The following is a 20,019-nucleotide window of genomic DNA, read 5'->3' as shown; positions in this document are numbered from 1 at the left end:
TTGGTTGGAAAGTTTGGCCACACTTTTCGCTACAAAATGGGGACAGACAATGATAAAAAGCCCGCCTAAAAAGACGGGCTTGTTGATAAGCACTATTTTTGCTTATTGGGGACGCTGATTTTGCGGATTGAGCTCAAGGTTAACAGGGGTCTCTAACTCTTGGTTCAACGCTTTTTCTAACTCAGCAACATTGGTGCCTGGGGTCGCTTCCAGCAACGCCACGCCATCAAGGTAACTGACAAAGTCGAGGCCGTATTTTTGTGCGAGCTGGCTGGCGCTTGCCTCACTGACTTTGACCAAAATCGAGCCAGTGACCGTTAATGGTGTGCTTTGTGCCGATACAGCGACTTTATCGCCGACCATGACACCCATTTGCTCGCCACTCATATTACGCGCGTTGCTGTCGGTTTCGACGACCACATAATCTTTGCCATTTAGCTGTACCGTGCCTGCGCTTACACCAAGGCTGATACCCATGACGGCGAGGGCTATCATTAATTTTTTCATACTTCGTCTCCTATTAACCACGGTGACCAATGACACGCAGTGACCATTGCGTCAATTTACCATTCACGCTGTTATTCGCCATCGACTTCACCTCACCCCCTAGGCTGTATTGACGCGTCTTGCCGTCTGTATCTGTGACGTAGAGTGTCCATTGCCCTTGCGATACTTCACCATTGAACTTATGGCTGAGCATCAAGTGGTCAGTAAAGCCTTCTGGGTAGGTGCTATCTAGCGTATTCGATAGCATGCTATTGCGTGGAGACATCAATACACTCCGAGTCCCTGCGGGTGACTCTAACTCGATGAGCAGATCAGACATACGGCTGTGTTCGATCGAAGTCCGCACTTGTACCGCCTCGATAGTGAGGTTATCAGCGACTTGCACACTGTCTGCTGTCGCCACCGACCCGGCATCCGCAATCGCTAACCCGGTATCACCCTCTTGGTTGTGATATGACCACGCCCAATCGGTGAACACTTGTGCAGGAAGTGGCTGATATGTCTTCGCGGCTTCGAGTGCCGCATTAACATCAATCAAACCAAATCCATAGGTTGGGCTATACCAGCGCCCCGCGGCATTTTGCTTCCAACCTTCTAGGCCAGTCACCGTGCGCTCGCCACCAAGTGCCGTTTGATAGGTTAAAAGAACATCGGCATCGTCTGCATCCACGCGTGTCGCGGTTGTCGCCAATAAGTGGCGAATATCGCGCTGCGACAGATTTGGATAGGCTGACATCATCAACGCAAATGCCCCTGAGGTATTTGGCGCTGCAGAAGACGTACCATTCATCACACTGTTGAAATCACAGGTGTTGTCTATCTCTGTCCCACCGTGTAGATCGTGTGACTCATAAGGAATACGATCGTCGCGGTTATAGCCCATGGTACAACCGGTCAAATCTGTGGTGATATGCGCCGGTTTATCGGTCCCATACTCGCCACCCGGCGCGGTCAAGAAGACGCTGCTGCCTACTGAGGAATAGGATGAACGCTCACCATCGGCATTCAACGCACTCACCGTCACGTTCCAGTAATTCGCATTGCTGGATGATTGGTTGCTGTTTTGCCACGGTAACCCATGGTTATCGTCCGCTGGACGGAAGCGCTCACGATTAAATGAGGTACGCTTATAACCATTTCCCGCTGATTTGATGAAAACTGCGCCAAGTCCGCCAAAGGCTTCCGTGCTCATTTTTTTGTACTGGGCGTTTTGACGGCCATCATAGCTCATCGGATCATCACTGTAAGGATAACTGCGGATACCAGAGCCGCCATAGCTTTGGTTGAATACGCGGACATCATCCGAATAGCCTTCGCGACCATGGCTGATTTCCCACGCATTCTGGCTTTGGTATTCGAGATAGTTATAGCCTTGCAGGTTGGCAAGCGGTGCAACCCCCATCCCACCAATACCATTATCACGAACCGCCGCGATAATCCCCGCGACCGACGTACCATGGGCAGTATTGCGACTGCTCCACCCCTCCGGTGTAGGATCATCATCACGCTCTACAAAGTCATAGGACTTTCCAGCGCGGACGTTAGCGGCCAGATCGGGATGCGCAATTTCTAACCCATCATCGACGACGGCGACGTTAACGTTTTGTCCAAGCACTTCTTGACGATGGGCTAACCATACGTTGAGGTCATTGCCAGGTTGGCCTCCTTCGCGAGCAAAGGCATTTTGACCACGGTTAAGCAAATGCCATTGTTCGGCCGTAAAGGGATCGTCACCGGGCAAGCAACGCTCTTCACTGGTGCGGCTGCCATCGATGCTATTATTGCCAACCAGTGAGACACAAGCTTGTGGGTCTGGATCGGTAGGAGGATCGACAGGATCTGGCACTTGGGCCATCGCCCATACCCCTGAGGTATGAAATAGTGCGCCGATAATCAGCGCAAGAGAGCTGTGTTTGTGCATTTATCATTCCTTTTTACACTAACTAGACGTGTCTCAATTCTGAGAGACCCATCATTAGTAAAAAGAAACAACCTCAATAGAAACAGGCTATTACAAGAAACGTGATCTTATGCCTAATTATTAGAGCATAAGATCTAATTAGTTGAACAAAACCTGCAAAAATTAACCTCTTTGTTACATAGGCATGCAAGGAATGTGAAGTGGAAAACACTTATTATGTAATAAGTTATACCTTTTTGTTTTATAAGACAGCATCAATCACTGGGTCCCCCCTCTGTCTTACACAATTCACTGACCACATAATTTGCAATCGCGGTATCCTGTACCCCTGTCCCTGTTAAATCACACACGGTGATCGCCGCATCACTGCGCGCAATGGGACGCGCCGATGCCACTGTGTTTCCTAATTCTTCCACACATCGTGACAGTGCCAGCCCTTTAAGCTCACCCAGCACCTCCGACTGAGCACGTCTATCCACCAGCACCCAATCCGCATTGTGTAAAATATGAGGATCAAGCTCGCGCTTCTCTGCGCTATCCGAGCCCATTGCCGTGACATGGGCACCCTGAGGAATATCTTGCCAATGCAAAATCGGCTGTTTAGCCGGCGTCGTGGTAACAATAATATCGGCCTGTTGACAAGCCTGCGCCACATCTTGGTGGGGGATCACTCGCACCCCCAGCAGAGTTTCAACCTCCGCTTGATACCGCTTTGCTTGTGCACTGTCTCGCGCCCAAACATGAACCGTGTCTATTTCTCTAACCAGTTTCAGCGCGGCCACTTGCAACCTTGCTTGCGTGCCCGCGCCCAATACAGTGACCGTTTTGGCATTATCACGCGCGCAATACTTGGCACTTAACGCCCCCGCGAGTGCCGTGCGTACATCCGTGAGATACCCTTCATCAAACAGCACGGCGTCCACTACACCGGTGGACGCCGAGAAAACCACCATTAAACCATTGAGGCTCGGCAAACCTATCGACGGATTGTCGAAAAAGCCGGGACTGACTTTAATCGCAAACCGCTCAGCACCTTGAATGTGAGCGGTTTTCACATCAACTTCGCCGTTGTGCTCGTGAATGGCCATGCTTAACACTGGTGGCATAGTTACCTCGCCACGCCCTAAAGCACTGAACGCATTTTCAATCACGCTGAGACTGTGCCGATTAAACGTGGCGACAGATTCGATTTGCTGACGGTGATATAACTGCATACGGGCTCCTTTGACACCCATCAAGATTCAACGACGAGCTAAGGACAAACCTGCTCACTTAATGCTGTGACCGCTGCTAGGGTGTCGGTTGACACATTGTTTCCACTGACCACGATCACCACTTTCTTGTCCTGCCAATCTAACTGGTGTTGACGCGCAGCGGCCAATCCCACTACCGCGGCACCTTCTACCCACCTATTTTCGCACTGCCACATATCGATCATCGCACGGGCGATATACGCTTCATCCACTTGATAATGTTGCGTCATCACTTGGGGCACCAGGGCAAAGGTATATTGGTTATTAAGGCCAATGCCTCCCCCGAGGCTATCTGCCAACGATTCAGATTCAGGCACAGCTACTGGCTTCCCCGCTATGATGCTTTCATGCATTGCGGCCCCGTCTCGAATGGAAATGCCAATCAGGTCGATATGTGGGGCGATGGTACGCGCCGCTAAGCCAATTCCTCCCACCATGCCGCCCCCCGACAAGCCCGCAGCAATCACATCAACATCTGGCGCATCTTCGAGGATCTCAAGCCCAATGGTCCCTTGGCCGGCAATAATATCGGGATGGTCAAAGGGAGGGATATAGCACAAACCATCACGCGAAACGGCCTCAAGCGCGGCTTGTTCGGCTTCATCCTGCGAGCGACCCACTACCCACACTCGCGCGCCCATTGCTTTAACAGCGTCCACTTTATTGTCAGGCACCAACGAAGAGAGACATACGGTCGCCGGGATCCCAAGCTGCTTGGCCGCATAGGCAAGTGCACGGCCATGGTTGCCTGTCGAGCAGGTGATCACACCACGCTCACGCAGCGCCTTGGGCAACCGACTCAATGCATAGGTCGCGCCTCGTAACTTAAACGCGCCCGTCGGCTGGCTTGTTTCGAGCTTAAGCCAGATTTGGGCATGATAACGCTGAGACAGCATCGGGGAATAAACAAGCGGTGTGCGCGCCGCCACGGCTTGTATCGCTTGGCGGGCAAGGTATATATCATGCAAGCTCGGTGACACACTCCCTCCTCGTTCGCGTTGCTTGGTCAGTTAGCGCGGAGAAATACAGCACGGTTAGTAAACAGATTAGTTGCCCAATCGCTGAGGATCCAACCCACTATTTTCGCCGTTAAATGAAACGTTACACGTACTTATCGCGTAAACTACAAGCGGATAAGGAGTATTTATGAATTGGATTGAAGCGCACGAAGCCGGTTTTAGACTCAGCCTTTTCGTTGCCGTCCTTGCGGTGATGCTTGTCGCCGAGTGGCGCTGGCCAAAACGCAAACTGACTCGGACGCGGCGAGAACGCTGGTCCGGTAATATCTTACTGACTGTATTTAATACTCTCACGCTACGTGTACTCGCCCCGGTTTCTGCGGTGGGCGCGGCCAGTCTTGCCGCCGCCTCTGGTTTTGGTATTTTTAATCAGTTTTCGCTCCCTGAATGGGTCGCGGTTTTCGTCACATTAGTCGTGATGGATATGGCGATTTGGTACCAACACAAACTCTTCCACCAGATACCATGGTTGTGGCGGCTGCACCTAGTCCATCATGCCGATATGGACATTGATGTCACGACAGGCGCGCGATTCCACACGGTGGAAATTTGGCTGTCGATGGCCATTAAGTGTGTGTTAGTCGCGCTACTGGGTGCACCTGTTGTCGCCGTGATCGTGTTTGAAACGCTACTCAGCGGGATGGCAATGTTCAATCACAGTAATGTGCGCCTCCCCAAGCGTCTAGACGCTTGGCTGCGTCGCGTTATCGTCACGCCAGATATGCACCGCGTGCATCACTCCACCCGGTTTCATGAGTGTAACGCTAACTACGGCTTTAATTTATCGTGCTGGGATCGCTGGTTTAATAGCTATGTGCCACAGCCACGTAAAGGGCATCAAGGCATGCGAATTGGTCTAAACGAAGTCGGCCAAGCGACGGACGCTAGTCGTGTTTGGGGAATGCTGCGTTTACCTCTCCGTTGGCGTATACTGCAGCGCGCCTATCAGAATAAAAAGGAGCACTGGGCGCATGAACCAGGTGATCGTCACATCCAAAAATCCCGCGAAACTATCCGCCGTTGAAGCCGCCTTTCGTGACGCTTTTCCCGATACCCTTTTCACCTTCACGGGCGTTTCCGTTGCCAGTGGTGTCGCAGAGCAACCAATGACCGCGCAAGAGACCTATGCCGGTGCCTGTAACCGCGTTCGTCACGCCAAAGCGGAGTATGACGGAGACTTTTACGTCGGAGTAGAAGCCGGCTTAGACGGCCAACATACCTTTGCTTGGATGGTGATAGATGATGGGACAACGCAAGGCGAGGCGTGCTCAGCCTCACTGCCTCTGCCGCAAGAGGCGTTAGACGCTCTCCATCAAGGCGAAGAGCTTGGCGATGTGATGGACAGAATGTTTGCCACTGAAAATGTAAAACAAAAAGGGGGCGCCATTGGCATGCTCACCGGGCATCGGCTTACACGTTCAAGCGTTTACCATCAAGCGCTAATCATGGCGCTGATTCCGTTTATGCACCCACACTTGTATCGCTAACACCAATAACAACGGCGCCCTGTGGCGCCGTTTCAGAACATTAGTCTAGCTCGTCGACCCAAGGCGTATCTGCCATTTTAGGATAACCTTCCAAATAGGTTATCTTTGCACCTGTCTCTTCTTTAATTTGCTTAGCAATATCGAGAATTGTTTTTTCTGTCCACTCTTCGGGCGTACCGACCATGGCACTTGCCATATCACGGCTAATTTGCATCAAACCACCTTCTTTCTTATTGAACGTGGCGTATGTGTCCAAATGATATCCATCCTGATATTGCCACAAACAAGCTGTAAGATTCAGATTCGACTGTCCTGAAATATCTCTAACAGCTTTAGCGGTCCAAACGGCACCATCGCAAGTGGCAACTTTCATACCCACAGAGCCTGTAGCTCCCGCCAAAGCAGCAAGTTGAGACCCCTGAAAAGGATTGGTTAGAGTGAAACGCCCAGGCTTCTCTGGCGGCTCTGAAAAATTAGGAATAGGGGTTGCTTCTGTTGCGCTATTAACATTTTTACCCAGCCCATCGCTTGCGGCTTCAGCGACAGTATAACGATCAGAATCTGTTTTGATATCGAAGATTCGGTAATACTCAACTGACTTGTTTTTCTCAAGTAAAGCGTTATTTACGCCACCACAACCAGCAAGTGCTGCGCACATACCAGCAACAACGAGTGTTTTTTTCATCTGACTCTCCATGTGTTAGTTGGATGCCCAATTATTCAAACTCACTCATGAATTACAAGTACATGCGTCTCACTATCAAACAACGGCGCCCTGTGGCGCCGTTGTTTGTCTATTTAAGGCTTTGTTGATTAGGTCGATGAGGTGGACTGTTCAGCTTCACGTTTCAATAAATCAGCCAGCCAGTTTTTGGTTTCGTCATCCATCCGCTTTAACTCATTAGAGCCGCGTGTCACGGTCGCGATCCCCACGCCTAGCAATTGACTCAATTGGCGCTGACTCATTCTCCCTTCTAACAACTCATGCAAGATATTAATCCGGGCCACCAAGGTATCTCGCTCATCGGGGGTCAGTAACGCTGTCAACAAGGCATCATCATTATCATCTTGTCCAGCACGGCGCACTAGCGCGATAACATCTTGCCAACCAGAAAATGCAGGCGATTGCGACATGGGTTCCTCTCGCTCTTTACGTGATGGTCGCGATTGTAACATTAATAACGCTGTGCCAACTCGTGGGCTCGCAAAAATTGCACGGGCTCACCTAAAAGTTGGCGATAGTAAATATCGAACATCAACACGTTCTGCACATAATGGCGCGTTTCATAAAACGGGATCGACTCGATAAAGGCAATGGCATCCATGTGCCCTTTCGAACGTGCCAGCCAACGACTCACTCGATGTGGTCCGGCATTGTATGCCGCAAAAGCGAGAACGCGATTGCTATCGAAGCGATCAAGCATCATTTTCAAGTAGCCACTGCCCAAGCGAATATTCACGCCAGGATCGCTAAGACTGGCCGGCCCTTGATAATCAAACCCTAATCGACGAGAGGTTTCACGTGCCGTACGCGGCATCAATTGCATTAATCCTCTTGCACCCACGTGAGAGACCGCACGAGTGAAAAAAGCGCTTTCTTGGCGTGATAGCGCCATCAATGTGGTTTTATCCACCCCGCGCTCGCGACTGAAAAATTCAAACCACCACTGATGGGCAAGCGGAAAACGCAACGACAAGTGATCCCACATTTTTCCAGCGATGGTGGCTTGTACCGCGAGATGATACCAATGCTGTTTATTGGCATAGGCGGCCAGTAGCGCAATTTGCTCATCACTGGCGCGCTGCAACACATAATACCACTCGCGCTTAGCCGCGTAGATTTTATCAAGCGCAATCAGCTCATCGACTCGCGCCAGCACATCATTGACAGGCATCAGTCCCGCCTCTTTCAACACGGCGGTACGCGAAGGGATATGAATCGGCTTTTCCAGGTGCTGAGCGGCAGCCACACTGTAAAAATTACGCTCACCCAACATGGTTTCAAACGCCTGGTTCGCCGCGTGACTGTCGCCAAGCTCTAATTGAATTCGCGCCTGCCAATATCGCCATTTTAATGACTGTTTCGCCTCATCACTGAGCAGTGAAAGCCATTGATTCAATACGTGCCAATCACCCTCCACCAGCGCCAAGCGAAACCGTCGCTCGAGCAGACCATCATCGTCGCTTTGTCTCAGCATACGATCGCGCCACGCAGCTAATGCAGGCTCATCGTCATTCATCAATTGGCCAATAAGATAATCGGCAATGGCTTGTCGTTCATCCTTATCGTAATGTTGCCCTTCTACGGTACGGCGGAAATGACGAATGGCTTGTGCTTCGTCTTTGCGTGCCAATCGCTCAAACGCGAGACGAGTAAGCGTTTGGTTAAAGGGGGTCACTTTGCTTCGCTTGGAAAAGTCAGCAACTTGATCAGGCTTGTCGTAAAGATCAATGATTTGCTTTCCCGTCGCTTGATGGGTGTCGGGAAGTTGTCCTTGTAGGTAACGCATTAAACTGCGATTGCGCCCTTCAAAGGTCAGCAACATCCGCTGCAAGATTAAGTCACCAGTGAGTTGCTTTTGCTCGGAGAGGTAATCAAACAAGGGGTCACATGCACTGTCGACCGATTGGCCGGATAAGTACAGAGACTTGGCACCACTGCGCGCCAACGCTCGGTTACCAGCTTGGCTGTGAGCATAGTAATACTGACATTGATAACGCTCTCCCCTTGGCACATCGGGTTGGAAAGCGACCAAGGTTGCCCAATCTTTTCGATCTGCTAATAGTGAGAGGTAATCGGCGCGCAAACTATTAGCAAACGGCATGGTGGTGTAACGCTGAATAAAGTTGGTCACCGAGTCATGCGACTTTTCTGCAAGGTTGCGAGTAAAATCACGATAATCTAAATATGGATAAAGTGGATAATCGCGCAACTTGGCTTTGAGGCGGCGAAATTGACGTAATTCACCACGCTCAATCGCATCAATGGCCGCCTCATATTGACGTTGTGCAGGCGTCATTTGCCCACTGTCTGGACTGGCCGACGCCAGCGTGAGAGAAGGAGAAAAAGCGGCCCCTAGAATAAGTCCTGGTAGCAGTGAACGGGAGAAGGCACGGACACCACGACGCGCTGCGTAAGATGCATTGCGCAAAGGCCCGGACAAAGCGATGAATCGTTCCATGTTAAAGGTCGCTCCTAATCAATTAACACCGTGACGAATGTGTCACATCCAAACTGTGTGACAACGAATAGACAACAATCCCATCAGCAAATTCCCTCGCGCTGTGGCAAATGGTTTGCCGCCCATGGGCTATATTACCCAGCGAATATGACAATCACTGTTAAACTTGGCAAAGTTAACGTTAGAATAGCGTCTTTTACACCACAACAATTAGCGTGAGCAGAAATGGCTGAGTACGTATATACCATGTCGCGGGTGAGCAAGATCGTGCCACCTAAGCGCCAAATTCTTAAAGATATTTCTTTGTGTTTCTTCCCAGGCGCCAAAATTGGGGTGCTAGGCCTCAACGGGGCCGGTAAATCGAGTCTATTGCGCATCATGGCCGGTATCGATACCGAGATTGAGGGTGAAGCCCGTGTGCAACCAGGCATTAAAATTGGCTACCTCCCGCAAGAGCCTGCGCTAGACGAAGACAAAACCGTGCGTGAAACCGTTGAAGAAGCGGTCTCGGATGTGAAGGATGCATTGACGCGTCTCGACGCAGTCTATGCGTCCTATGCCGATCCTGACGCCGACTTCGACGCCTTGGCGCAAGAGCAAGGTGAGCTTGAAGCACTGATACAAGCCAAAGATGGCCATAACCTTGATAATGCGTTAGAGCGTGCGGCCGATGCCCTGCGTCTGCCCGAGTGGGATGCACAAATCAAAAACCTGTCTGGGGGCGAGCGCCGCCGTGTGGCGATTTGTCGTTTGCTACTCGAGAAGCCCGATATGCTGCTACTCGACGAGCCAACCAACCACTTGGATGCCGAATCAGTGGCATGGCTAGAGCGTTTCTTGGTCGACTATACCGGCACGGTTGTGGCGATTACGCACGATCGCTACTTCCTCGATAACGCTGCTGGTTGGATCCTTGAGCTAGACCGTGGTGAAGGCATCCCTTGGGAAGGCAACTACTCATCGTGGCTTGAGCAAAAAGATGTCCGCTTGAAGCAAGAAGCCTCACAAGAAAAAGCCCGCCAGAAAACCATTGAGAAAGAGCTTGAGTGGGTACGTCAAAACCCGAAAGGCCGTCAAGCCAAATCAAAAGCGCGTATGGCACGCTTTGAAGAGCTTAACACCTCCGATTACCAACGCCGTAACGAGACCAATGAACTATTTATCCCACCCGGCCCACGCCTTGGTGATAAAGTCATTGAAGTTAACAACCTAACCAAGTCGTTTGGTGATCGCGTCTTGATTGACGATCTGTCTTTTAGCGTTCCGAAAGGCGCTATCGTCGGTATCGTTGGCCCCAATGGTGCGGGTAAATCAACACTGTTCAAAATGCTCAGTGGTACCGAAACACCGGATGCGGGTACAGTAGAGGTCGGTGACACCGTGCAATTGGCCTCGGTGGATCAGTTCCGTGACAGTATGGACGACAACAAAACCGTTTACGATGAGATCTCGGAAGGTGCCGATATTATTCGCATCAATAACTTTGAGTTGCCTGCGCGTGCTTATGTCTCTCGCTTTAACTTCAAAGGAAGCGATCAACAAAAACGTATCGGCGATTTGTCCGGCGGTGAACGCAACCGCGTCCACCTGGCCAAGCTATTGAAAGCAGGCGGAAACGTACTGCTGCTCGATGAGCCAACCAACGATCTGGACGTTGAAACCCTACGCGCCTTGGAAGAAGCTCTGCTCGAGTTCCCAGGCTGCGCGATGGTTATCTCGCACGACCGCTGGTTCCTTGACCGTATCGCCACCCACATTCTGGACTATCGTGATGAAGGCCAAGTGAATTTCTTCGAAGGTAACTTTGCCGAATACACCGATTGGTTGAAGAAAACGCTGGGCGCACAAGCGGCTGAGCCACACCGCATCAAATACAAGCGCGTTGCCAAGTAACGCCGCACTCATGAGGGCAGCCAACGCTGCCCTTTTTCTTTCGGGGCGATGTAATAGGCGCCTCACGCCCTCGCAGTCATATGGCCAACTTTCCCACCCACAAACCGCATTCCATCCGTTTAATAACGCCAAGACATCAAAAAATGTTTCAGAATCGATACGCCCACACAGATTATTAGGTCGCCCGCCATGCATCGCCTACACTTTAAGCAAAGGAATGAGGAGATGCGATCATGCCAGAGCGTAGAAAATTTTCCCGCGTGATGTATCGTGCCCCCGCGATACTCAAGCAAAATGAACAGTCGTGGCACGCACATGTACTCGACCTTTCTTTGAAAGGGGTGCTTTTGTCTCGCCCAGATAATTGGCAAGCCAACCCACAACAGACAACGTTTTCGCTGATCTTTTATCTGCATGACTCTGACGTAGAATTAGACATGGACTGCATTCTCGTCAATAACTGCGAGAATTACCTCCATCTTTATATTGATCACATTGACATTGATAGTGCCAGTCATTTAAAAAGGCTTGTTGAACTTAACGTTGGCAACGATGAGCTCCTTCATCGCGAGCTAGCGCAGTTGACCGACCCTATGACGGAGCCCGAGTCTTAGTTCCGTGTCGTCATGGGCGGTACCAAACGCAGGCCAGCAGTAACCAGTCATGACAGATCACATCCACATCGCCATCTCACACCCAAACGGTGTGAAGCATTATACGCTTTGCCCTACCCGCAAAAAGGTAGTGCAGACGTTGGCGTTGGTATTGTTGGCCGTTCTCACCGTGACCTTCGCCAGCCTCTATTTACTCTCCGAGCGTTCTACTGAAGCTGAAGCCGCCGTTAACCGTTTACGTGAAGAGCGTGCTGCATTGAATAACGAAGTGGCCATGCTGCAACAAAAACGCGATGAGCTGTCACAAACCATCGAAAACAAAGATGTCGAGCTAACCGCTCTCACCCAACGCGTCGTGACGGTAGAAGATATGTTAGGGCTACAATCGGTCGCCAAAGATGCCTCGCTGACCCATCGGCTTGATGTGGCGGCGATCAATTCTGCCGTGCGCTATACCATGCTACAGCTCATCCCCAACGGTAAACCCATCCAGAGTTATCGGCGCTCCTCCGGTTATGGCTCACGGACGCATCCGGTCACTGGCAAAGAAAAATTCCATATGGGATTAGACTTAACCGCAGACATCGGCACCCCGGTGTATGCCCCGGCCGATGGCGTGGTGGAATACGTCAGACCCAGCCGTCGCAAAGGCTATGGCAACTTTGTAAAAATAGACCATGCCTTTGGCTTTATGACCCTCTACGCCCACCTTGATAAGTTCAACGTACGCAGTGGGCAATTCGTGAAAAAAGGGGACTTGATTGCTTGGTCAGGCAACACAGGTTTATCCACTGGCCCTCATTTGCATTACGAAGTGCGTTTTTTAGGACGGGCGCTTAACCCGCGCCGGTTTATTAAGTGGAGTGCTGAACAGTTTGATACCTTGCTCGAAAACGAGAAGCGCGTCAGTTGGGGACATTTAGTCGCGGTGGTGGAAAACTTGGTCGAAACACAGGTACAAGTCGCCAATATGCCAGACGCTGAGCCGCCACTGAGCACCGCGCAGCAGCGTGAGGCCGATGTACAAACCACTCCGACGAAAGCCTCCATGTAATGGAGGCCGTAGCGCGATGATAAAACCGAGCGTCTTTGTTCGGTTAACTGGCCGTATCATCGCCCACCACTTCGCTATTGGTACTTGCGCTCGACTACAAGTCTTCTAACACATCCAGGGCGTCGGAGAGTTTGCTAACGCCATAAACCGTCATCCCTTCAATACGCTGTTTCGGCAAGTTTGCTTTGGGCACGACTGCTTTTTTAAAGCCATGTTTTGCCGCTTCCATCAGACGTTCTTGCCCACTTGGAACAGGGCGGATCTCCCCGGCTAAACCGACTTCACCAAAGACCACCAGCTCTCTCGGCAGCGGGCGATCCCTAAAGCTCGATATCAGCGCTAACAGCAGGGCAAGATCGGCACTGGTTTCGGTGACTTTAACCCCACCAACCACATTCACAAACACATCTTGGTCAGACATTTGCAGCCCGCCGTGTTTGTGTAAGACGGCCAGAAGTAAGGCAAGACGGTTTTGCTCTAGCCCCACCGCCACCCGGCGTGGATTGGCCAATTGTGAATAGTCGACCAAGGCTTGTAACTCTACCAATAGAGGGCGAGTGCCTTCCCACACCACCATTACCGAGCTACCGGAGGTTTGCTCCTCACCACGTGAAAGGAAAATAGCGGAGGGGTTACTGACCTCTTTTAAACCCTGCCCAGTCATCGCGAACACGCCAAGTTCGTTGACCGCACCAAAGCGGTTTTTATGGCTGCGCAGCGTACGAAAACGGCTATCACTGGAGCCATCGAGCAAAATCGAACAATCAATACAGTGCTCCAGCACCTTGGGGCCAGCCAGTGTGCCATCTTTCGTCACATGCCCCACCATGAAAATCGCCACATTGTGTTGCTTGGCATAACGGGTCAAGGCTGCGGCAGACTCCCGCACCTGCGACACGCTACCGGGCGCGGATTGCACATCCGCGACATGCATCACCTGTATCGAGTCAATCACCATGATTTTCGGTTGTTCTTTTTTGGCCACCTGGCAGATGGTTTCTACGCCCGTTTCTGACAACAGCTTCAAGCGGTCTTTGGCAAGCCCCAACCGATCAGCGCGCATCGCCACTTGCTGTAATGACTCTTCCCCTGTGATGTACAAGGTCGGCAAATGGTGTGCGAGCCCGACCATAGTTTGCAACAGCAAGGTACTTTTCCCCGCGCCTGGGTTACCACCAATCAAAATAGCGGCACCAGGGACGATCCCCCCGCCGAGCACACGATCCAGCTCTTTAAAACCACTGCTCAGGCGTGGCACTTCTTGTAAATCGATATCCTGCAGGGTTTGTACTTGTCCTTCTGCGCTACCTGCATACCCGGCATACTTTTCATTGCGCGCGACCTGGGGCGATGCTGCCAGTCTTACTTCTGTAATGGTATTCCACGCGCCACAGGCTGAGCACTGCCCTTGCCAACGGGGAAAATCCGCGCCACAGTCGTTACATACGTAGGCTCGTTTTGTTTTTGCCATTCGCTCTCCAAGACGTATGATGTCAGCTAATTCACAAAATGATTGCTATCTTATTAATTATTCCGACACTTTTTCCGACGCGTGCCGTTAATATACAAGGACAATACTTTACCAGACTTTGCCATGAAGCAGGATGATTACCAGGGACTGATTGAGCAACTGCTTCCGATGTCCCAAACCCCAAAATTTGAGGTGCTGCTCGATAAGCTAACCGCCAACGAGCCAAGCTCTGCCAAACTTCTGATCAAAATGGAGATCAGACGTTTGATGACGCCATGCAACCGTACCATCGACCTGCGTGGCAAAGTGGATGGTGAGTGTCATCAATACGAGCTCAACGGCAAAAAGCATTGGCTGGATGATGTCGCGATTAACCGCTATTACGAGCGTTTGCCTTTATACAACGGGCAAATGACTCAAGGGTTGTGGGAAGATTTGCACAATACCCCTAATAACTTTCGCGTCAAACATGAACAAGAAAAGCAGACGCAGCAACAAGGAAAAGGCCCAGTCAGTGATAGCGCCCAGGCGGCATTATTACCCGAGAAACTCACCTTTGGACGTTATTTAGCGCGTAGTGAAAGCCGCATCCATTTTGCTACCCAAGTATTAATAACACTGAATACCGGCTATGAGGTACATGGGGTCACCAGCGACTTGTCTAACTCAGGCTGCCGAGTACGTGTCCCCGCGGCATTCGATTACCCGCCTAGCGCTGAAGTCATCGTTCGGTTCACAGCACTGGCGCAAAAGTATCAAGACCCCGATCTGGAACAAGGGCTGAGTTATCGCATTATTGGCGTCGATCAAAACAAAGAGTCCACCAGCAGTGCTTGGCTACGCTTACGGCTTGACACCAGCAGTGACGCGATTAAGCAGGCCCTCGATGCAGAAATGGCCTCGCCCGACTTTCGTGGCAAACAAGATGGGGAGGACAAGCTACTCACTCTCAAGCTGCAAAGCTATGAACAATCCTTCTTGCATCACACCAGCGTGCTACCGCTTTACTTTGCGCAAGACAAGTTAGAGTACGTATTACAAACGCGGCAAAATCGAGAGCTATGGGATTACTGGCACGACAGCCGCAATCAACCTGTCATTAATCATATTTTCGATGCACAGCGCTTGTCACTGCTGCAAGTGGAAGGGGCGTCAACCAGCCAGCTATTGTTATATTGCTTTTATGTAGAGAAAAACAAACAGCGTTTTTTCTATTCCGCTTCGCCCAGCGAAATGAGCGAAGATGAGCGCCACCTGTTCTGGCAACTGGGTGCCAAGCGCCATTCATGGCGGGTGTTTAAGGTGACCATGTCAGCCATAAACGCGGGTGACATTGAACGGCTACAAGATGTGTCGCCTGATTGGCTGAATACGCTCAAAACCCTGACTCATGTCGCGTTGGTGCAAGATGTGACTCATACCGAAAGCAAGGAGAGTTATTTAACCCACCCCAAACCGTCGTTATCCAGTCAAGCCTTGCGACGCTTTTTGCACCAACGTAATCCAGTTTGTCTTGCCCAGCTCATCTCTTCGGACCGTCAACCACAACGTCGTGAACCACGTTATGCCTATCGCTCTGAGGTATCACTGGTGCATTCAGAACAGGGAGCGCTGAAGGGAAAGCTGGTCGATTTTTCCTCGGGTGGGTTGAACCTGAAACTGGCGCAGCCTTTTCAAGGTGCGAAAGATGACTTGGTGTCTGTATCACTCGATGCGTTTGTCAATATTGACCCTCGTGCGCCTCTCGTCGATATGCCGTATCAAGTCATTCGAGTGAGTCCCAAACGAGACAATATCCAACTCAAGCTTACCACTGAAGCGCCCAACACCCGTCGTCGCCAGTACCTTCGCCGCTTGATTGAACACAACCTCGACAAACTGACCGTGCTGGATGAGCGTTTACCCGACCCTCCCTTGGTTTGGGCCATGCACCAATTATTGCTTACGCGCTTAACCGTACAACCCTACTTTATTCGACGCGACAACGGTGTACTCTCGGTGCCCGCAGTGGGTATCAACCTGCCACCCAGCCGTTTGCACCGCTTTCTCGAGCGCGCAGGCGGCGGTCGCCAACTGTCTTTTTATCCGGTGTTCGGGGATAAGATTCTCACCCGCACTCATGAAGTCACTCGCCCCTCGCAGCCTCTTAAAGAGCTGGTGCGCGAATACTTTGTCTGGATAGACATGCAAGATGATAAGGTGCGCGCCGTCCATACCTTTGCCGATAGTGAATTTGAATCAGACGACGCAAGGCGTAAGTTCATCCAGTTGGCGCAAAAAGGCGGCGCATTCGCGGTGCTACGCAATCGGATGACACCGCTAGCCCATGCTGAACAAGATATTGATGCCACGCAGTTATCCACGTTACTCAAACGCGATACCCACAAAGCACGCCAGCTAGAAGACGAATTTGTTGCCTTGTGTGCCTACGGTGAGTTGGTCGATGTGACCGATGAAGTGCTAATGCGCCTGGGACGATAACCGCAGGCGACATACGAATGAATCGGCACGATATCGACCGGGGCAACAGCAAAGAGAGGATGGCACCCAGTGGGTACCACTCCGAGTGAGTGCCACACCAAGTGGGTGCCACACCCTTTACCCTATTAGCGTGGCTGCCAACTAATGCGATTTCGAATACTGGCAGAGAGCACGCACAACACACCCCCCAACCACGCATGTTTGACCGCAGCTTGCGCTTTCGCATTCACTTTGGGTTTCGCATGATACGCAATGCCGAGACCCGCAGCGTCCATCATCGCCAAGTCATTGGCGCCATCGCCTACAGCTAACGTGTTCTCTGGGGCGATATCGTACTTTTGTGCCAACATGGTTAACACATCCGCTTTGCGTTGCGCATCCACCACTGCCCCGTCTACCTCGCCGGTGAGTTGACCATCACGGCATCCAAGCTGGTTCGACACGGCATAATCCAAGCCTAATCGCTGTTGAAGATGATCAGAAAAATGGGTGAAACCGCCAGAAGCAATCGCCACATACCAGCCGTGGGCTTTTAAACTGGCCACTAAGCTCGCCATTTCTGGCATCAACGGCAACTGCGCTTTCACTGTCTCAAGTATCGCCGCGTCAGCGCCTTTCAACGCCGCCACGCGTTGACGTAAGCTTGCCTCAAAATCAAGTTCGCCCAACATGGCGCGCTCGGTGACCGCAGACACCGCGTCTCCAACCCCAGCGAGTGCCGCAATCTCATCAATACATTCTATTTCTATCGCGGTGGAGTCCATGTCAAACACCGCCAAACCAGGTTTGCTTAAATCCGGTAGGGCCTGTAAGTCCGCGCAGTCGAGCTCGAGCGCCTCAATCACGGTGCGATGTTCAGCCGTCAATTCACCGCGGATCAATAACACCTCATACGGCCCAACACGCCATCCATCGACGACCTCTAGCGCCTCCCCAGTAAAAAAACGGATATCGTCAAGCTGACGGGGGTCGATGGCTTTAGCAAACACAATCCACCCGCCATGCCGGTGGCGAGAGAAAAACGGCGTGGTGATGGAAGGAAAGCGACGGTAGAGTTGCGGTGAACGGTGAATTGCCAACGGTTTGGCCTTATCCATGGTCAATATTTTCCTTTCGGTTTCCAAGCAAGCTTGGTGAATGAATCAATCACAATGAGGCTGTGATACCATAAAAACCGTAGTAAGCTCCAGTGCTAATTGACTCTGTTTATCTGGCTTTGAGGAAGGTATGTTTTCAATTTCGCGCAAAACACTACGGCGGGTGACTTGGTGGAGTCTTTTGCTCATAACCATCGGGACTATTGCCGCTTTGATGCTTTACAGCACCACACTCAGCCAGCGTCAGTACCAAGCGCTATACCAGCAAACGGACCAATTAGCCCAGCTAATGACCCGCCAAGTGGGTGTGCAAGCCTATGATGCCTTAGTGGATAAGAATTACCAGCCTTTACAAGCCATGGCTGATGAGCTGGCAACCGAGCCGTTAATTCGCGATGCCAGTTTCTATCAGCTCAACGGCAGCCCTGTCGTGCGCTCAACCAACGCCTTACCGTTGGAAACAGCCGTTGGGTTGACCACTCCGCTGGGGTTGGAAAGCCAAGGACGACAGCAACTGATGACACCAATCAGCCGTGATGGCGACATTGTCGGTTTTCTCCGCCTCACCGTTGAGCATCACTCCGTTATCAATGAAGCCAAAAAGCAGCTGCAATCGAACATGACCGAATTTCGCTTCCTCATCGGCCTCGCACTCCTATCGGGGGCGCTATTGATGGCAATACTCACTCGTCGTTCTGCGCGTTTATCTTGGTAAAACGGCAAAGACATGGCGATCAGGGCAATAAACCGAGATAAAAAAAGAGATGGCCGTTCGCCATCTCTTTTTATCTAGGGAAGTGGTCAACGCGTTACAGGAACGACTTCCCGTAATCCATTGGTGATACATCAAAGTATTCCGCCAAGGACTGACCTATATCCGCGAACGTTTCGCGGCGACCGAGTGAGCCCGCTGGCACTTTTTTGCCGTAGACCAGTGCAGGGATATGCTCACGGGTGTGATCAGTACCAGGCCAAGTTGGATCGCAACCATGGTCAGCCGTTAGCAACAGCACATCGTCTTCTTCAAGCATTTCCATGATTTCGGGTAAGCGACGGTCAAAGTACTCCAGTGCCGCGGCATAACCGGCAACGTTGCGGCGGTGGCCGTACGCCGAATCAAAGTCAACAAAGTTGGTGAAAACCAAGCTATTGTTGCCTGCTTCTTTGATCGCGTCTTTGGTTGCATCAAACAACGCTTCTAGGCCTGTGGCTTTGATTTTCTTGGTGATACCGCAATGCGCGTAAATGTCTGCAATCTTACCAATCGAGATCACATCACCGCCTTTTTCTTCCACCAGCTTTTGTAGCACGGTAGGAGAAGGTGGCTCGACAGACAAGTCACGGCGGTTGCCGGTACGCTCAAACTGACCTTTCGCTGGCCCGATGAAAGGACGGGCGATCACGCGACCGATGTTATAGTCTTCCAATTCTTCGCGCACGATCTGGCACAACTCATACAGGTTATCTAGCCCGTAGGTTTCCTCATGGCACGCGATTTGGAACACCGAGTCCGCCGAGGTATAGAAAATCGGCTTACCCGTTTTCATGTGCTCTTCGCCCAGATCGTCCAGCACTTGCGTGCCCGATGCATGGCAGTTACCGAGATAGCCAGGTACGCCCGCTCGTTCAACAATGCGATCAAGCAGCGCTTGCGGGAAGCTGTTCGTCAAGTCTGAGAAGTAGCCCCACTCAAACAAGACAGGCACACCGGCAATTTCCCAGTGACCAGACGGTGTGTCTTTACCCGAAGACAGCTCTTTAGCATGTGCGTAAGCACCGATAATCTCTGCATGTGAATCCAAGCCTTCTGGGAAGTAACCTGACGACTCTTCACACGCTTTACCCAAGCCCAATTTGGTCATGTTAGGCAAAGATAATGGACCTTGACGATCCGCATTATCCGCTTCGCCTTTCGCACACGCTTGTGCAATGTGGCCCAAGGTGTTTGCACCTTGGTCACCGAATTTGACGGCGTCTTCAGTGGCGCCAATACCAAATGAGTCTAAAACTAATACAATTGCGCGTTTCATGATCGCCTCC

Annotated in this window: 17 protein-coding genes; 7 read left to right on the top strand and 10 right to left on the bottom strand. The window is 51.4% G+C overall.

Going from position 1 to position 20,019, the window contains the following annotated elements; translation table 11 throughout:
* Positions 1 to 102: 102 nt before the first annotated feature.
* The 4 genes from WN56_RS11615 to eutB all read right to left on the bottom strand — a co-directional run bounded on the left by WN56_RS11615 (position 103) and on the right by eutB (position 4,661).
* Entirely contained in the window at positions 103 to 507 is a 405-nt protein-coding gene (locus WN56_RS11615; RefSeq protein WP_046075156.1) for a hypothetical protein, read from the bottom strand.
* A 13-nt stretch (positions 508 to 520) separates the two neighbouring features.
* On the bottom strand, positions 521 to 2,428 hold the full coding sequence (locus WN56_RS11610; protein WP_197075751.1) for a S8 family serine peptidase: 1,908 nt from the start codon (positions 2,426 to 2,428) through the stop codon (positions 521 to 523).
* Positions 2,429 to 2,682: 254 nt separating this feature from the next.
* The gene (locus tag WN56_RS11605) at positions 2,683 to 3,642 is read right to left on the bottom strand and encodes a cyclodeaminase (protein ID WP_046075155.1); all 960 of its coding nucleotides are present in this window, start codon (positions 3,640 to 3,642) and stop codon (positions 2,683 to 2,685) included.
* A 38-nt stretch (positions 3,643 to 3,680) separates the two neighbouring features.
* A complete protein-coding gene (eutB, locus tag WN56_RS11600; RefSeq protein WP_046075154.1) occupies positions 3,681 to 4,661 on the bottom strand; it encodes a hydroxyectoine utilization dehydratase EutB in 981 nt (326 codons plus the stop codon).
* Between the two features lie 166 nt (positions 4,662 to 4,827).
* Between eutB and WN56_RS11595 the strand changes: the two genes are divergently transcribed.
* Positions 4,828 to 5,724 (top strand): sterol desaturase family protein, encoded by an 897-nt coding sequence (locus tag WN56_RS11595; protein WP_046075153.1) that lies wholly within the window; start codon positions 4,828 to 4,830, stop codon positions 5,722 to 5,724.
* Complete coding sequence (gene yjjX, locus WN56_RS11590; RefSeq protein WP_046075152.1) at positions 5,672 to 6,187, top strand: inosine/xanthosine triphosphatase; 516 nt, start codon at positions 5,672 to 5,674, stop codon at positions 6,185 to 6,187. The genes WN56_RS11595 and yjjX overlap by 53 nt, the downstream gene beginning before the upstream one ends.
* Before the next feature lie 40 nt (positions 6,188 to 6,227).
* Here yjjX and WN56_RS11585 read toward each other — a convergent pair whose 3' ends face one another.
* The 3 genes from WN56_RS11585 to sltY all read right to left on the bottom strand — a co-directional run bounded on the left by WN56_RS11585 (position 6,228) and on the right by sltY (position 9,369).
* Positions 6,228 to 6,872 carry a hypothetical protein gene (locus WN56_RS11585; RefSeq protein WP_046075151.1) on the bottom strand — a complete coding sequence of 215 codons (645 nt, stop codon included), beginning with the start codon at positions 6,870 to 6,872 and terminating at the stop codon, positions 6,228 to 6,230.
* Between the two features lie 128 nt (positions 6,873 to 7,000).
* On the bottom strand, positions 7,001 to 7,321 hold the full coding sequence (gene trpR / locus WN56_RS11580; RefSeq protein WP_046075150.1) for a trp operon repressor: 321 nt from the start codon (positions 7,319 to 7,321) through the stop codon (positions 7,001 to 7,003).
* Between the two features lie 41 nt (positions 7,322 to 7,362).
* A complete protein-coding gene (gene sltY / locus WN56_RS11575) occupies positions 7,363 to 9,369 on the bottom strand; it encodes a murein transglycosylase (protein WP_046075149.1) in 2,007 nt (668 codons plus the stop codon).
* A 225-nt stretch (positions 9,370 to 9,594) separates the two neighbouring features.
* Here sltY and ettA point away from each other — a divergent pair, with 225 nt between their 5' ends.
* The 3 genes from ettA (at position 9,595) to WN56_RS11560 (ending at position 12,930) form a co-directional block, all read left to right on the top strand.
* A complete protein-coding gene (ettA, locus tag WN56_RS11570; protein ID WP_046075148.1) occupies positions 9,595 to 11,262 on the top strand; it encodes an energy-dependent translational throttle protein EttA in 1,668 nt (555 codons plus the stop codon).
* 233 nt (positions 11,263 to 11,495) lie between these two features.
* Positions 11,496 to 11,876, top strand: coding sequence for a PilZ domain-containing protein (locus tag WN56_RS11565; protein WP_046075147.1), 381 nt, complete (start codon positions 11,496 to 11,498; stop codon positions 11,874 to 11,876).
* 49 nt (positions 11,877 to 11,925) lie between these two features.
* Entirely contained in the window at positions 11,926 to 12,930 is a 1,005-nt protein-coding gene (locus WN56_RS11560; RefSeq protein WP_046075146.1) for a M23 family metallopeptidase, read from the top strand.
* 94 nt (positions 12,931 to 13,024) lie between these two features.
* Here the strand turns inward: WN56_RS11560 and radA are convergent, their stop codons facing one another.
* A complete protein-coding gene (radA, locus tag WN56_RS11555; protein WP_046075145.1) occupies positions 13,025 to 14,401 on the bottom strand; it encodes a DNA repair protein RadA in 1,377 nt (458 codons plus the stop codon).
* Between the two features lie 123 nt (positions 14,402 to 14,524).
* Here radA and WN56_RS11550 point away from each other — a divergent pair, with 123 nt between their 5' ends.
* Positions 14,525 to 16,882 (top strand): PilZ domain-containing protein, encoded by a 2,358-nt coding sequence (locus tag WN56_RS11550; RefSeq protein WP_046075144.1) that lies wholly within the window; start codon positions 14,525 to 14,527, stop codon positions 16,880 to 16,882.
* A gap of 125 nt (positions 16,883 to 17,007) precedes the next feature.
* On the opposite strand, the gene serB is transcribed toward WN56_RS11550, so the two are convergent.
* Positions 17,008 to 17,979, bottom strand: coding sequence for a phosphoserine phosphatase (gene serB, locus WN56_RS11545; RefSeq protein ID WP_046075143.1), 972 nt, complete (start codon positions 17,977 to 17,979; stop codon positions 17,008 to 17,010).
* A 130-nt stretch (positions 17,980 to 18,109) separates the two neighbouring features.
* Here serB and WN56_RS11540 point away from each other — a divergent pair, with 130 nt between their 5' ends.
* Entirely contained in the window at positions 18,110 to 18,694 is a 585-nt protein-coding gene (locus WN56_RS11540) for an AhpA/YtjB family protein (RefSeq protein WP_046075142.1), read from the top strand.
* Positions 18,695 to 18,788: 94 nt separating this feature from the next.
* Here the strand turns inward: WN56_RS11540 and WN56_RS11535 are convergent, their stop codons facing one another.
* Complete coding sequence (locus tag WN56_RS11535; protein ID WP_046075141.1) at positions 18,789 to 20,009, bottom strand: phosphopentomutase; 1,221 nt, start codon at positions 20,007 to 20,009, stop codon at positions 18,789 to 18,791.
* Between the last annotated feature and the right edge of the window lie 10 nt (positions 20,010 to 20,019).

Origin of the sequence: Salinivibrio sp. KP-1 (assembly GCF_000968645.1) — a bacterium.
Taxonomy (GTDB): domain Bacteria; phylum Pseudomonadota; class Gammaproteobacteria; order Enterobacterales; family Vibrionaceae; genus Salinivibrio; species Salinivibrio siamensis.
The sequence above is the reverse complement of the archived record's forward strand: the minus strand, read 5'-3'. Positions and strand labels throughout refer to the sequence as shown.

Excerpts from the sequence above, each read along its gene's own strand:
- WN56_RS11615 (WP_046075156.1), bottom strand. The coding sequence starts at position 507 with ATGAAAAAATTAATGATAGCCCTCGCCGTCATGGGTATCAGCCTTGGT.
- WN56_RS11610 (WP_197075751.1), bottom strand. The coding sequence starts at position 2,428 with ATGCACAAACACAGCTCTCTTGCGCTGATTATCGGCGCACTATTTCAT.
- WN56_RS11605 (WP_046075155.1), bottom strand. The coding sequence starts at position 3,642 with ATGCAGTTATATCACCGTCAGCAAATCGAATCTGTCGCCACGTTTAAT.
- WN56_RS11595 (WP_046075153.1), top strand. The coding sequence starts at position 4,828 with ATGAATTGGATTGAAGCGCACGAAGCCGGTTTTAGACTCAGCCTTTTC.
- yjjX (WP_046075152.1), top strand. The coding sequence starts at position 5,672 with ATGAACCAGGTGATCGTCACATCCAAAAATCCCGCGAAACTATCCGCC.
- WN56_RS11585 (WP_046075151.1), bottom strand. The coding sequence starts at position 6,872 with ATGAAAAAAACACTCGTTGTTGCTGGTATGTGCGCAGCACTTGCTGGT.
- trpR (WP_046075150.1), bottom strand. The coding sequence starts at position 7,321 with ATGTCGCAATCGCCTGCATTTTCTGGTTGGCAAGATGTTATCGCGCTA.
- sltY (WP_046075149.1), bottom strand. The coding sequence starts at position 9,369 with ATGGAACGATTCATCGCTTTGTCCGGGCCTTTGCGCAATGCATCTTAC.
- ettA (WP_046075148.1), top strand. The coding sequence starts at position 9,595 with ATGGCTGAGTACGTATATACCATGTCGCGGGTGAGCAAGATCGTGCCA.
- WN56_RS11565 (WP_046075147.1), top strand. The coding sequence starts at position 11,496 with ATGCCAGAGCGTAGAAAATTTTCCCGCGTGATGTATCGTGCCCCCGCG.
- WN56_RS11560 (WP_046075146.1), top strand. The coding sequence starts at position 11,926 with ATGACAGATCACATCCACATCGCCATCTCACACCCAAACGGTGTGAAG.
- radA (WP_046075145.1), bottom strand. The coding sequence starts at position 14,401 with ATGGCAAAAACAAAACGAGCCTACGTATGTAACGACTGTGGCGCGGAT.
- WN56_RS11550 (WP_046075144.1), top strand. The coding sequence starts at position 14,525 with ATGAAGCAGGATGATTACCAGGGACTGATTGAGCAACTGCTTCCGATG.
- serB (WP_046075143.1), bottom strand. The coding sequence starts at position 17,979 with ATGGATAAGGCCAAACCGTTGGCAATTCACCGTTCACCGCAACTCTAC.
- WN56_RS11540 (WP_046075142.1), top strand. The coding sequence starts at position 18,110 with ATGTTTTCAATTTCGCGCAAAACACTACGGCGGGTGACTTGGTGGAGT.
- WN56_RS11535 (WP_046075141.1), bottom strand. The coding sequence starts at position 20,009 with ATGAAACGCGCAATTGTATTAGTTTTAGACTCATTTGGTATTGGCGCC.